The organism is Streptomyces sp. NPDC054961 (assembly GCF_053609145.1).
Window position 1 is genome coordinate 43,533 of the sequence record NZ_JBSGWY010000006.1, and the last position, 12,802, is coordinate 56,334.

Consider the following 12,802-nt stretch of genomic DNA (forward strand, 5'->3'; position numbering starts at 1 on the left):
GCGCCTCTCCCCCCCCCCCCCCACTGCCGCGCGGGCGGGCGGGCCGGGGCCCCGCACCCCGCCCTCCCCCCCCCCGCCCCCCACCCCCCTACACCGCGCCTACGCCTGCTCGCGCCAGCCGTTGGTGATGGGCAGGCGGCGGTCCTTGCCGAAGCCCTTCGCGGAGATCTTCGTGCCCGGCGGGTACTGCCGGCGCTTGTACTCCGCCGTGTCCACCATCCGCAGGGTCTTCGCGACGAGCCCGGCGTCGTAGCCGGCGGCGACGATCGCCTCCATGCCCTGGTCGCGGTCCACGTACAGCTCGAGGATCCCGTCCAGGACCGGGTAGTCCGGCAGCGAGTCGGTGTCCACCTGGCCCGGGCGCAGCTCGGCGCTCGGCGGCTTCTCGATCGAGGCGGCCGGGATCGGCGGGGTCTCGCCGCGTTCCACGGCGGCCCGGTTGCGGTAGCGCGCCAGGCGGAAGACGTCCGTCTTGTAGACGTCCTTGATCGGGCCGTAGGCGCCCACGGAGTCGCCGTACAGGGTGGAGTAGCCCACGGCCAGCTCCGACTTGTTGCCCGGGGCCAGCACGATGTGGCCCTCCTGGTTGGAGACCGCCATCAGCATGGTGCCGCGCAGCCGGGACTGGAGGTTCTCCTCGGCGAGTCCGGTCAGGCCGAGCGACTCCATGTACGCGTCGAACATCGGCTCGATCGGCACGGTCCGGAAGTTCAGGCCGGTCCGCTCGGCCAGGTCGGCCGCGTCGCCCTTGGAGTGGTCCGAGGAGTACTTCGAGGGCATCGAGATGCCGTACACGTTCTGCGCGCCGATCGCGTCGCAGGCGATGGCCGCGACGAGCGCCGAGTCGATGCCGCCGGAGAGCCCGATCAGGACCGAGCGGAAGCCGTTCTTCCTGACGTACGCGCGCAGGCCCACGACCAGCGCGTCGTAGATCTCCTCGTCGTCGTCCAGGCGCTCGGCGTAGCCGCCGGCCACGACCGCCTCGTACGGCTCCACCGGGTCCTCGGAGATGATCACGCGGTCGATGCGCAGGCCGTCGTCGACGGTGCCCTCGACCGGGGTGGCCGAGGCGGCCGGCAGGTCGAGGTCGACCAGTACGCAGCCTTCGGAGAACTGCGGGGCGCGCGCGATGACCTCGCCGCCGGCGTCGACGACGATGGAGTCGCCGTCGAAGACCAGCTCGTCCTGGCCGCCGATCATGGCCAGGTAGGCGAGGGTGCAGCCGGCCTCCTGAGCGCGCTTCTGCACCAGTTCGAGGCGCAGGTCGTCCTTGTTGCGCTCGTACGGGGAGGCGTTGACGGAGATCAGCAGCCCGGCGCCGGCGGAGCGGGTGGCGGGGACGCGCCCGCCCTCCTGCCAGAGGTCCTCACAGATGGCCAGTGCCACGTCCACGCCGCGCACCCGGATGACCGGCTGGGTGTCGCCCGGCACGAAGTACCGGAACTCGTCGAAGACGCCGTAGTTGGGGAGGTGGTGCTTGGCGAAGCGCAGGACGACCTTCCCGCCGTGCAGGACGGCGGCCGCGTTCTCCGGGGACCCCGCCGGCCGGCCGAGCCGGGGCACGGCCTTCTCCGTCCGGTCGAGGTAGCCGACGACGACCGGGAGGTCGCCGAGGCCCTCGGCCGCCAGCCGCTCCGCGAGGGCGCGCAGGGCCGTACGGGAGGCTTCGACGAAGGAGTCGCGCAGGGCGAGGTCCTCGACGGGGTACCCGGTCAGCATCATCTCCGGGAACGCCACCAGGTGGGCGCCCTGTTCGGCGGAGTGCCGGGTCCAGTGGACGACCGAGTCGGCGTTCGCGGCGATGTCGCCGACGTGCGAGTCGATCTGATTCAGAGCGAGGCGAAGTTGAGGCACGGGCCCAGTGTAATCGTCTTTCTGACGCGATGTCCTGGGGCCCGCTGATTCCGCCGACTCCGCCGGGCCGGCCGAGGGGGCCGAGTGGGCCGGCCGGGCGAGATCCGCCGGGCCGGCCGGTTCGGCCGGTCGGCTCGACCGGCCGGTCGGGTTGGTCGGCCGGGCTGATTGGGCCGGCCGGGCTGGCTGGGCCGGTTGGGCTGGCTGGGCCGGCTCAGCCGATCGGGCCGCTGTACTTCACCGCGGGCAGGCGGCCGCCGGGGGTGATGTCGGCGGTGAGGGTCGCGGTGCCCTTGGGGACCTCATAGGCGATGACCCCGGTCGCCGAGGCGCCCGGCAGGATGTCGCCCTTGATCATCTTGGGCATCTCCCCGTCGAAGACGAGCTTGCCGGCCAGGCCCTGCTCGTCGCGGAGGTTGGGCACCGCGTAGATGATGTTGAGGGTCTCGGTCGAGTTGTTGGTGACCGTGAGGGTCACCTCGACCGCGTTGCCCACCTTGATGTACTCGCTGTCGGTGACGTACTTCTTCGGCTCCGAGACCTTCACCTCGACGCCGCTGGGGTATCTGAACGTCTGGCCGAACGGCAGCGCGCTGGTGAGGCCGGGTACCTGGGACGGGGACGGCGAGGGCTTCTGCGTCGGGAGCGGCGGGTTGCTGGGGAAGACCAGTTCGTCGTCCTCGTAGCGGCGGTCGTCGGAGATCTTCGCGTCGATCCTGTCGACGACGGAGCGGGTGATGAAGTAACCGCCCACCGAGGCGCCGAGCCCGACGAGGGCGAGAACGGTGCCCGCGACGGCCATCGCACCGCGCGGAGCGCCGCCGCGGGAGCGGACGACGGCTGCGATGCCGAGTCCGAGACCGACCAGGGCGAGGAGGGCGCCGGCCCAGAAGAGGAAGGGCACGAGGCCGAGCAGGATGCCGACGATGCCGAACACGAGGGCGGCGACGGCCATGCCGTTGGTGGCGGGCGGGGGCCCGGGGTGGCCGGGGTACGAGCCGCCGGGCGCGGCCCAGAGGTTGCCGGGGGCGCCGGGGGCGCCGGGGGCGCCGGGGGCGCCGTAGGGGGCTCCGTACGCGGGGCCTCCGGGGGCGGCCGGCGGGGCGGGGGTGACCGGGGCGAAGGCGGCCGGGGGCGTCACGGGGCCCGGGGCCGCGGGCGTCGCCGGGGCGGGGGCCTGGTCCGGGGTCGGCGCCTGCGCCTGCGCGGGGGCGGGCTGGTCCGCGGCGGAGGCCTGGTCCGGCGCCCGGTCCGCGATCGGCTCCGCCGCCGGCACCGGGGCGGGCTCGGGTGTCGCCGGGTTCACCGGGGCCGGCTCGGCTGCCGCCGGGGGCTTCTCGAGCGACAGGGGCTGCGCGGGCTCCGGTATGGATGCCGCCTCGGGTGCGGGTGTGCCCGTGGGCTCCGTCGGCGGAACGGACGGCGTGCTGGGCGGGTTGGGCGGGGTGCTCATACCGGTGGGCAGTCCTTCAGATCGCAATGCGGCGCGTGACGATCACCAGCCTGCCATGGACGCCGCGCCGCCCGCCCCGCAATTCGGCCCGGATGAGCCCGGCGGGCTGCGCGGGGCGCCGGGCGCAGCCCCGGGCGGGCCCCGGGTGGGAGGAGGCAGGTCCTGGGCCGGGCCTATGGGCGGGCGCCGGGTGGGCGGCGCCAGGCCCGTGGCCAGGCCCTCGGGTGGGCGTCGGCAGGTCCTCGGCCGAGCCCTTGGGCGGGCTCCGGGTGGGCAGCGCCAGGTCCTGGGCAGAGCCTTCGGGTGGGCGTCGGCGGACCCTCTGGCGGGTGCCTGCCGGGCGGCCCGACGGGCGCGGACCCCCGCCGGGTCCGCCGGGGGTGGATCCCCGCCGGGCCCGGCGCGGGTGGACCGGGCGTCGCCTAGCGCTGGTAGCCCAGGACGGTCATCATTCCGGCCTCCGAGTGGTAGACGTTGTGGCAGTGCACCATCCACAGGCCGGGGTTGTCGGCGTCGAAGTCCGCCGTCAGTCGGCCCTTCGGGAGGATCACCGCCGTGTCCTTGCGCGGCCCGCCCGTCCGGCCGCCGGTCGCGAAGGTGTGGCCGTGCAGGTGGAGCGGGTGCCACATCGTCGTGGAGTTCTCGAACTCCAGCCGGACCCGTTCCCCGGCCTTCACCGGGTGCCGCTGGTCGGGCGCGTACGGCTTGCCGTCGAAGGCCCAGTCGTACGCGGCCATGCCGCCGGTCAGCTTGATCCGCACCGTACGGTCCGGCTCGCGCGCGGTGAGCGCCACCGGCTCGGCGGCCTTGAGGCCGGCCGCCGACAGTGGCCGGCCGGACAGCTCGGCGGGCCGGGTCGCGGCGGTCGGCGCGGCCCCCGTACCGGTGCGCAACAGCGCGAGCGCCGAAGCCGCTTCCCCCTTGCCCTCGGCGAGCGCGGTCAGCGGGAAGACCCCGTCGCCGGCCGTCACCAGGGCGTCGAACCGCTCGCCCATGCCCAGCAGCAGCGAGCGCGCCCCGGTGTGCTCGACGGGGAAGCCGTCGGTGTGGGTGACCGTCAGTTCGTGGCCGCCGAGGGCGATCCGGAAGGCGGTGTCGCCCCCCGCGTTGATGATGCGGAGCCGGATCCGGTCGCCGGGGCGGGCGGTGAAGACCGACGGTCCTCGGGGGTGCGGCCGTTGACGAGGTAGTGCGGGTACGCGACGTCGCCCGCGTCCTTGCCGAGGACGTCGCTGTCGCCGCCCATGAGGACCCGCGACGGGCCGCCGCCGGCGCCCGCCGTGGGAGTGCCCGCCGCGGAAGTGCCCGGGGCGGCCGTGCCCGTGGAGCCGTGGCCGCCGTGGCCCGCGTGGCCGCCGCCGCCCGAGCCCATGTCCATGCCCGTGCGGAGCTCGGCGAGCACGGCGTCCGGGGTGGAGCCCTCCACCCCGTCGAGCCAGTCGTCCAGGACCACCACCCACTCCTTGTCGTAGGCGAGGGGCTCCTTGGGGTCTTCCACGATCAGCGGGGCGTAGAGCCCGCGGTCCTGCTGGACCCCGGAGTGCGGGTGGAACCAGTACGTCCCCGGACGCGTGACCGCGAACCGGTACGTGAACGACGCGCCCGGGGCGATGTCCCGCTGGGTCAGCCCCGGCACCCCGTCCATGTCGTTGCGCAGCGCCAGGCCGTGCCAGTGCAGTGAGGTGGCCTCGGGGAGGTGGTTGGCCAGGGTCAGCGCGAGCGTGCCGCCCGCGGTGACCCGCACCTCCCGGCCGGGCAGTGCGTCCCCGTACGCCCAGCTGCGGACGGAGCGGCCGCCGCCGAGGTCGAGCGGGGTGGCGGTGGCCGTCAGCCGGACCTCGGTGAGCGGGCCGGTGGCCTTGCGGGCGGCCTCGGCGGCCCGCACCTCGGGCCCGGCCGGGTCCACGTAGCCGCCGGGGGCGGAGCGGGCGGGACCGCCGTGCACGGAACCGGAGTCCGCGCCGGAGCCGTGGTCCATGCCGGCCATCCCGGAGCCGGAGCTCCCGCAGGCGGCGAGCAGCCCGGAGCCGACGAGCGCCGCGCCGGCGCCGAGCACGGCGCGGCGGGCGGGGGAGGGGGACGCAGCGGGAGGCGCCGCGGAGGACGTGTCAGAGGGCCTGGAAGCGGGGTCGGAGGTGGGCGTGACGGAGGAACGCATGGCGGAACACCTCGTGATGACGTGGTGTGGACGGGTGGGCACCGTCTGCCGCCGCCCCGAAGGCGCGCGGGGGCGACGACGGAGCCCGCCTATACGCGCCGTACCGCCAGCAGGGTGAGGAGTTCGCGGGGTGGTGGCGGCTCCGGACCACCGGACCGGCCCGGCGCACGTGCCGCGCCCCCGAGCGGCGTGGCACGACCCGGGCCGGCCAGACCGGCTCCGAGGAACAGCAGGGTGAGCGCGCCCAGTACGGCGAGGCACACCGACATGGGGTCCATGCCGGTGCCCGGGCCGGGCGCTCCGGCGACGGCCGCGTCCGGCGCGGGGTCCGGCGCGAGGTCCGCCGTGCGGTCCGCCACGAAGCCGGCCACGGAGTCGGCCGCGAGGTCCGCGACGGCGTCCGGAGCGTGGTGCCCGGGGTGTCCCGCCGGGGGAACGAAATGGACGGCCGGTACGTCCTGCATGGCGTGGGCCTGTGTCGGATGGCCCAGCGTGTGCATGGTCACGATGCCCAGCAGCAGCCCCGCGAGCAGCAGGAGCCGGGACCACCGGACAGCCGCTCGTCGGGTACGCAGGGCAGGGTGCGTCATGCGCGAAACCCTACCCGGGATGGGTATCCGATGGTCGGACCGGACCCGCCGTGTTTAGGATTAGTCACACTATGTCCACTAAAGGCCCGCCCTTGAAGCCCGTGAAGTCCTGGAAGTCCGCGAACGGTCTGCGGGTCGCTCCGGACCCCGGCCCGGGAGGCCGCACCGGTGCCCGCGCCGTCGCCGTCCTCATCGGCCTCGGCGCCGCCGCGTACACCGCGTGGGTCCTCGAAGTCGTGCTGTCCACGGGCCTCAACCCCATCGAGACGTACGTCAGCGAGCTCGCCGCCCAGGACCAGCCGCTCGGCGGCCTCTTCCGCGCCACCGACTTCACCGCCGGCGTCCTCGTCCTCCTGGGCGGGCTGCTGGCCCTGGCCCGCCTCGCCCGGCACGCGGGGTCCCGCGGCTTCTGGTCCGTCGCGGGCTGGGCCGGAGTCACCCTCTTCGGGGCGGCCACCGCCACCGACGCGTGGCTGCCGCTGAGCTGCGCGCCGACCGCGGACCCCGAGTGCGCGGCCCGGGAGACGGCAGGCCTGGTCCCCGCCACCCATCAGGCCCATGCGGTCAGCAGCAGTCTCGCGATGACGGGCGCGCTCGTCGGGATCGTGGCCCTCACGGTCGCCGCCCGCCGCTACGGCCGTCTCGCACCGCTCGCCCGCTACGGCCCCGCGCTCGTCGCGCTCGAACTGCTCGCCACCGTCTGGACCCTGACCGCCATCGCCATGTTCACCGCCGGGCACGGTACGTGGGCCCTGGGCGCCGGGCAGCGGCTGCAGGTGCTGTTCGTGGCCGTCTGGCTGGGCCTGCTCGCCTACTCCGTCCACAAGGAACGCCGCACGTGACACCACTGCCACCGCTACCGCCGCTGCCACCGCAGCCGCTGCCGACTCCGAGCCAGGCTTCGACGCAGGCTCCGAGTCCGAGCCCGGCTCCGGCGGCCGCGGCCGCCCCGGCCCGCAGCCGGTTCGTCCGCGTCGACGGGGTCCCCCTGCACGTCGTGGCCGAGGGGAGCGGTCCGCCCGTGGTGCTCAGCGCCGGACTGGCCATGGCCTGGTTCGACTGGGACGCCGTGGCCGGTCTGCTCGTCGCCGCCGGCCGTACCGTCGTCCGCTTCGACCGGCCGGGCCACGGGCTGAGCGCCCCGGCCGTCCGGCCGCCCGAAGCGGCCGGGGAGGCCCACCGGATCGCCGGGCTGCTGGACGCGCTGGGCCTGGGCGACGCCCGGGTCACCGTGGCCGGGCACTCCATCGCCGGGTTCCACGCCGAGGCCTTCGCCCGCCTGTACCCGGAGCGCACCGAGGCCGTGGTGCTGGTCGACAGCAGTGTGGAGGAGCGGCCCCGCACCCTGCTGCCCGCTGCCGTGCGGACCGGCGCCTCCCGTGTGCTCGGCCGGGCCGTGACGGCCGCGGGGCTGCCCGCGGCGCTGGGCCCCCGGGTCCGGCGGGCGGCCGTACGGGCCTCCCGCGCGGGCGACGGGTACGGGTCCGGCCGAGCGGGTGACCCGCGCGGCCCGGACGACCGCGGCGGGGCCGGCTCGGGCGGCTGGGCCGGTTGGGGTGGCTGGGCCGGTTGGGGTGGCTCGGGGCGCGAGGACCCGGCCGCGCGGGAGCTCGTACGGCGTTGCTACCGGACCGGCCGGGTCTGGCGCGGCGCCCTGCTGGAGAACTCCCGCTATCTCGACGTGGCCGCCGAGGTGCTGGCGCTGCGCGCGTCGCACCCGCTGACCGTGCCCGTCACCGTCCTGGCCGGCTACGACGGCTCGGCGCGCGGCCCGGCCCTGCGCTGGCTGGCCCGCCAGGCGGAACTGGCCGACCGGATCGGCGCCCGCTTCGAGGTCGCGGACCCGGCCGGACACCTGATCATGCTGGACCGCCCGCACGAGGTGGTGCGAGCGGTCCTGAACGCATCGGAGCCGGGGCCGGAGCCGGGGCTCGAAGCCGGGCCGGGGACGGGGCCGGGCCCGTCGGCGGCGCCGGGGGCCCCTCCCCTGGAGTAGACCCTCACGCCCGTTCGGACCACGCGACTCCCCACGGGCGACGCGGGCCCGTCCGGGCGAGCCTGCGGGCCCGTCGGGGCCCGCACGCTCACCCGTCCTGCCCGGTCAGCCCTGGGGTGCGGCCGGATCGGCCCCGCGCTGCCTCAGCATGTCGGCCATCAGGGCGAGCTCCGACTGCTGCGCCGCCACCATGCCCTGCGCGAGCGCCCGCTCGGCCGGGGTCCGGCACTCCGCGGCGCATCCCCCGGCCATGGCGACGCCGCCCTTGTGGTGCTCGGTCATGAGCTGGAGGTAGAGCACCTCGGCGTCCCGGCCCCCGGCGGAGCCGAGCCGGGCCAGGTCCTCCTTGGTGGCCATGCCGGGCATCAGGGCGCCGGGCTTGGTGACGACCCCGCCCATGTCGTGGCCCTCCGTCCCCGCCATCCCGTCCATGCCCTCCGTGCCGTGGCCGTCGTGGCCGCCGGTGCCCATCCAGGACATCGGCGGCTCGCCGGCCACCACCTTCGGCAGTCCCCACAGGTCCAGCCAGCCCAGCAGCATGCCGCGCTGGTTGGCCTGGGTGTTGGCGATGTCGTACGCGAGGCCGCGCACCGCCTCGTCCGCGGTCCGGTCGCGCACGATGAAGGACATCTCCACCGCCTGCTGGTGGTGGACGGCCATGTCCCGGGCGAAGCCCGCGTCGGGGGAGTGGAGCCCCGGGGCGCGGGCGGACGTACCGGCGGCGGACCCGCCGGCCCCCGTCCCGTCGCCGTCCGCGCTCGCGGCGGCGACGGTGGCCCCCACCGCGAAGAGCAGCGCGAGGCCGACGGCCGAGCCCGCGACCCAGTACGTACGGGCCGGGCGGGTCACTTGTCGGCCAGCCCGTTCGTGCAGGCCGCGCCCGGCTCGGGGGTCTGCGGGCCCTGCACGTACTTGGTGAAGAACTGCGCCACGCGCGGGTCGTCCGCCTTGTCCACGGTCAGCTGCCTGCCCCACGCGCTGAGCATGATCGCGCCGGCCTGCTCCTTGTCCGGGCTCATCAGCGTGTACGGGGTCTTGGCCACGGTCCCGGCGAGCTTCTCGACGTCGGCCTTTTCGGCCTTCTCGCTGTACGTCACCCACACGGCGCCGTGCTCCAGCGAGTGCACCGCGTTCACCTCGGGCAGCGGGTTCTTGTAGACGTCGCCGTTGCAGTTCATCCAGCGGGGGCTGTGGTCGCCGCCGACGGGCGGGTTCATCTCGTACTTCACGGGGGTGTCGACGTGCTTGCGGCCCAGCTTCGCCACGTCCCAGGTCTGCTCGCCGTCGACGGGGGCCTTGGCGGCCGCCGTCTTCGCGTCCTTCTTGTTCTGCTGGTCGATCATCACCCACGCGCCGAAGCCGATCAGCCCGGTGACGACGGCCGCCGAGACGGTGATGGCGATGGCCTTGTTGCGCCGGTCGCGCACGCGGTCGGCGCGGCGCATGTCGGCTATGCGCGCCTGACGGGAGTGGTGGTCGGACTGCCTGCTGCCCATGTGCCCTGGTTCCTTCTGCTGAGGGGGGTGGAGGAGATGCGCGTACGGGGCCGGAGCCGGGACGGTCAGGTCCGCAGCACCCGGAGGGCGTACAGGTCGGGGCCGCGCGCGAGCGCCGCGGGCGGCTGCTGCCGCCCCGCGTGCGCGGTCCGTCCGGCGGGCGCGGGCTCGCCGGACGCCGCCGCCACGGCGGGTGGCGGCGCGGGCAGGACGCCCGGGGTCAGGTGGGAGAACGGGGAACAGCCGGGCAGGTCGTGCGGCGACACGCAGAAGACGTACGCCGCGCTCCCGGAGTGGCCGGCCGCGTGTCCGGCGGCCGGGTGCCCGGCCGCCGCGTGCCCCGCGGCCGTGTGCTCCGTGCCGGGCCGCGCGCACAGGAACACCGCGCCGGCCAGTACCCCGAAGGCCATCAGGAGGACGGCACGCCGAGGCAGCGGACGCCGGAGGCGTCCCTGATGTATCCGCTCCGCGTGCTTCCGGCCCCCCATGGGCGCAGATGGTAATGCTCATGACGGGCCCACGGTCAGTGCGGGGGTGCCGCGGGCTTCGCGGGGTGCGTAATCTGGCGGAAACCACGGCTGGGGATACTGGGCCGTCCCGACTGTGCCCCGGATGTGCGCCCGGTCCCCGGAGCGGTAGTGCACAGACCGTCTGAACTGCGAGGATGAAGTATGGACAAGCAGCAGGAATTCGTCCTCCGGACACTCGAGGAGCGCGACATCCGCTTCGTGCGCCTGTGGTTCACCGACGTACTGGGCTTCCTCAAGTCCGTCGCGGTCGCGCCGGCGGAGCTGGAGCAGGCATTCGACGAGGGCATCGGCTTCGACGGCTCGGCGATCGAGGGGTTCGCGCGGGTCTACGAGTCCGACATGATCGCCAAGCCGGACCCGAGCACCTTCCAGATACTGCCGTGGCGTGCGGAGGCACCCGGTACCGCCCGGATGTTCTGCGACATCCTCATGCCCGACGGCTCGCCGTCGTACGCGGACCCGCGCTATGTACTCAAGCGCATCCTGAACAAGACCTCCGACCTCGGGTTCACCTTCTACACCCACCCCGAGATCGAGTTCTTCCTGCTGAAGGACAAGCCGCTCGACGGAACCCGCCCGGTCCCGGCGGACAACTCCGGCTACTTCGACCACACTCCGCAGAACGTCGGCATGGACTTCCGCCGCCAGGCGATCACGATGCTCGAATCCATGGGCATCTCGGTCGAGTTCAGCCACCACGAGGGCGCGCCGGGCCAGCAGGAGATCGACCTCCGCTACGCCGACGCCCTCTCCACGGCCGACAACATCATGACCTTCCGCCTGGTCATGAAGCAGGTGGCCCTCGAACAGGGCGTCCAGGCGACCTTCATGCCCAAGCCCTTCTCGGAGTACCCCGGCTCGGGCATGCACACCCACCTCTCCCTCTTCGAGGGCGACCGCAACGCCTTCTACGAGTCGGGCGCCGAGTACCAGCTCTCGAAGGTCGGCCGCTCCTTCATCGCGGGCCTGCTCAAGCACGCGGCGGAGACGGCCGCGGTCACCAACCAGTGGGTCAACTCCTACAAGCGCATCTGGGGCGGCTCCTCCCGCAGCGCCGGTGCCGGCGGCGAGGCCCCCTCGTACATCTGCTGGGGCCACAACAACCGCTCGGCCCTGATCCGCGTCCCGATGTACAAGCCGGGCAAGACCGGCTCCTCGCGCGTCGAGGTCCGCTCGATCGACTCCGGCGCCAACCCGTACCTCACGTACGCCGTCCTCCTGGCCGCCGGCCTGAAGGGCATCGAGGAGGGCTACGAACTCCCGGCCGGCGCCGACGACGACGTCTGGGCCCTCTCCGACGCGGAACGCCGCGCGATGGGCATCGAACCCCTCCCGCAGAACCTCGGCGAGGCCATCTCCCTGATGGAGCGCAGCGAACTGGTCGCCGAAACCCTCGGCGAACACGTCTTCGACTTCTTCCTCCGCAACAAGAAGCAGGAGTGGGAGGAGTATCGCAGCGAGGTCACGGCCTTCGAACTCCGCAAGATGATGCCGGTGCTGTAACAGCTGGTCAGGCGGCCTTCGGGGCCGGATCCACACTCAGGGCCGACGGCATGCAGCCGTCGGCCCTGAGGCGTCTCACGGGCCCTGGACGGCCGTATGTACGACCCCGCATATTGCGCAGAAACGTGTACCGGCATGCAGTTCGTCCGGAGCGAAAGAATGTCCGGTGTGAATTTATTTTGAAACTCGAGGCGGGAAGTCATATCAAGCCCATGTCGTTCTTGGTGCGGCTTGTACAGCCCTGAACGACACGCCGAAAAAGGCGGAGGCCGCCGGCCCCGGCCGTGACAATCTGCTGGCCGTTGCAAGTTTTTTGATCGGAGGTACACGGCCCGTGGGTGTCGATTTCAATCCCGTTGTCAGCAGGCGCCGGCTGGGATCGGAGCTCCGTCGGCTCCGGGAGGTGAGGGGCATGACCACGTCGCAAGTGGCGGAGAGCCTGCTGATCTCCCAGCCCAAGATCAGCCTCATGGAGAACGGACGTCGCCTGATCAAGCCGCGCGACGTACGCGATCTCTGCGGGCTGTACGGAGTCCAGGACCGACGGCTCGTCGGCCATCTCATGGAGCTGGCCCGGGAATCGGGGCAGCAGGGCTGGTGGAATGCCTACGGTGACATCCCGTACGGCGCCTACATCGGCCTGGAAGCCGAGGCGGCGGTGATCCGATGCTACGAGCCCCTCGTGGTCCCCGGCCTGCTGCAAACTCCCGACTACGCCCGGGCGGTCATTGCAGGAACGATCCCTCGGGGCGCCGCCGACGAGGCCGCCACACGCCTCCGGGTACGGCTGCGGCGCCAGCGCCGACTGGGCGCCCAGAGCAAGTCCCTGCGCTTGTGGGCCGTGCTGGACGAATCGGTACTGCGGCGCGTCGCAGGCAGCCGCGAGGTCATGCGCGAGCAGCTGGAGCATCTGACCCACCTCGGAGCCCAGCCGAACATCACCGTGCAGGTCCTCCCCGACGACGTGGGGGCGCACCCGGGTGTCTCGGGACAGTTCGCGCTGCTCGAATTCGCCGACGTCGCCGACGTGAGCGTGGTGTATTTGGAAAGATTCACCAGTGATCTCTATCTGGAGAAACGATCCGATGTGCAGGCGTACAGCGCTATGTACGCACACCTGCAAGCCCAGGCGCTGAGCCCGGGGAGCACCCTGCATTTCATCAACGACGCCATCCAGGGGTACGTCGGTACGGACTTCTCGTGAGACGCCCGCACGCGGTCT

The 12,802-nt window shown here is 73.4% G+C and carries 10 protein-coding genes and 1 pseudogene; 4 read left to right on the forward strand and 7 right to left on the reverse strand.

Annotated elements, in window-relative coordinates; genetic code table 11:
* Nucleotides 1–99: 99 nt before the first annotated feature.
* From ACWF9Z_RS08515 to ACWF9Z_RS08530, 4 genes and pseudogenes are all read right to left on the reverse strand, one after another.
* Nucleotides 100–1,854: an NAD+ synthase gene (locus ACWF9Z_RS08515; protein ID WP_453598930.1), complete on the reverse strand. Its 1,755-nt coding sequence runs from the start codon at nt 1,852–1,854 to the stop codon at nt 100–102.
* A gap of 214 nt (nt 1,855–2,068) precedes the next feature.
* Nucleotides 2,069–3,307 (reverse strand): DUF4352 domain-containing protein, encoded by a 1,239-nt coding sequence (locus ACWF9Z_RS08520; protein WP_453598933.1) that lies wholly within the window; start codon nt 3,305–3,307, stop codon nt 2,069–2,071.
* Nucleotides 3,308–3,729: 422 nt separating this feature from the next.
* Nucleotides 3,730–5,363 (reverse strand): annotated as a pseudogene (locus tag ACWF9Z_RS08525) (multicopper oxidase family protein).
* A 191-nt stretch (nt 5,364–5,554) separates the two neighbouring features.
* A complete protein-coding gene (locus ACWF9Z_RS08530; protein ID WP_453598935.1) occupies nt 5,555–6,055 on the reverse strand; it encodes a hypothetical protein in 501 nt (166 codons plus the stop codon).
* A 128-nt stretch (nt 6,056–6,183) separates the two neighbouring features.
* Here ACWF9Z_RS08530 and ACWF9Z_RS08535 point away from each other — a divergent pair, with 128 nt between their 5' ends.
* Nucleotides 6,184–6,897 carry a DUF998 domain-containing protein gene (locus tag ACWF9Z_RS08535; protein ID WP_453599313.1) on the forward strand — a complete coding sequence of 238 codons (714 nt, stop codon included), beginning with the start codon at nt 6,184–6,186 and terminating at the stop codon, nt 6,895–6,897.
* Nucleotides 6,898–7,043: 146 nt separating this feature from the next.
* Nucleotides 7,044–8,051, forward strand: coding sequence for an alpha/beta fold hydrolase (locus ACWF9Z_RS08540; protein WP_453599316.1), 1,008 nt, complete (start codon nt 7,044–7,046; stop codon nt 8,049–8,051).
* Nucleotides 8,052–8,156: 105 nt separating this feature from the next.
* Here the strand turns inward: ACWF9Z_RS08540 and ACWF9Z_RS08545 are convergent, their stop codons facing one another.
* From ACWF9Z_RS08545 to ACWF9Z_RS08555, 3 genes are all read right to left on the reverse strand, one after another.
* Nucleotides 8,157–8,900 carry a DUF305 domain-containing protein gene (locus ACWF9Z_RS08545; protein WP_453598938.1) on the reverse strand — a complete coding sequence of 248 codons (744 nt, stop codon included), beginning with the start codon at nt 8,898–8,900 and terminating at the stop codon, nt 8,157–8,159.
* On the reverse strand, nt 8,897–9,547 hold the full coding sequence (locus ACWF9Z_RS08550) for a DUF3105 domain-containing protein (RefSeq protein ID WP_453598941.1): 651 nt from the start codon (nt 9,545–9,547) through the stop codon (nt 8,897–8,899). Before ACWF9Z_RS08550 ends, ACWF9Z_RS08545 begins: the two co-directional genes overlap by 4 nt.
* A 65-nt stretch (nt 9,548–9,612) precedes the next feature.
* Nucleotides 9,613–9,957, reverse strand: coding sequence for a hypothetical protein (locus tag ACWF9Z_RS08555; RefSeq protein ID WP_453598944.1), 345 nt, complete (start codon nt 9,955–9,957; stop codon nt 9,613–9,615).
* A gap of 261 nt (nt 9,958–10,218) precedes the next feature.
* Here ACWF9Z_RS08555 and glnA point away from each other — a divergent pair, with 261 nt between their 5' ends.
* Nucleotides 10,219–11,580 (forward strand): type I glutamate--ammonia ligase, encoded by a 1,362-nt coding sequence (gene glnA, locus ACWF9Z_RS08560; protein ID WP_356654124.1) that lies wholly within the window; start codon nt 10,219–10,221, stop codon nt 11,578–11,580.
* A gap of 334 nt (nt 11,581–11,914) precedes the next feature.
* The gene (locus ACWF9Z_RS08565) at nt 11,915–12,784 is read left to right on the forward strand and encodes a helix-turn-helix domain-containing protein (RefSeq protein ID WP_453598947.1); all 870 of its coding nucleotides are present in this window, start codon (nt 11,915–11,917) and stop codon (nt 12,782–12,784) included.
* The last annotated feature ends 18 nt before the right edge of the window (nt 12,785–12,802 follow it).

Bases quoted from the DNA above. Each gene is read 5' to 3' on its own strand.
- ACWF9Z_RS08520 (WP_453598933.1), bottom strand. From the start codon at position 3,307: ATGAGCACCCCGCCCAACCCGCCCAGCACGCCGTCCGTTCCGCCGACG.
- ACWF9Z_RS08530 (WP_453598935.1), bottom strand. From the start codon at position 6,055: ATGACGCACCCTGCCCTGCGTACCCGACGAGCGGCTGTCCGGTGGTCC.
- ACWF9Z_RS08550 (WP_453598941.1), bottom strand. From the start codon at position 9,547: ATGGGCAGCAGGCAGTCCGACCACCACTCCCGTCAGGCGCGCATAGCC.
- ACWF9Z_RS08555 (WP_453598944.1), bottom strand. From the start codon at position 9,957: ATGGCCTTCGGGGTACTGGCCGGCGCGGTGTTCCTGTGCGCGCGGCCC.
- glnA (WP_356654124.1), top strand. From the start codon at position 10,219: ATGGACAAGCAGCAGGAATTCGTCCTCCGGACACTCGAGGAGCGCGAC.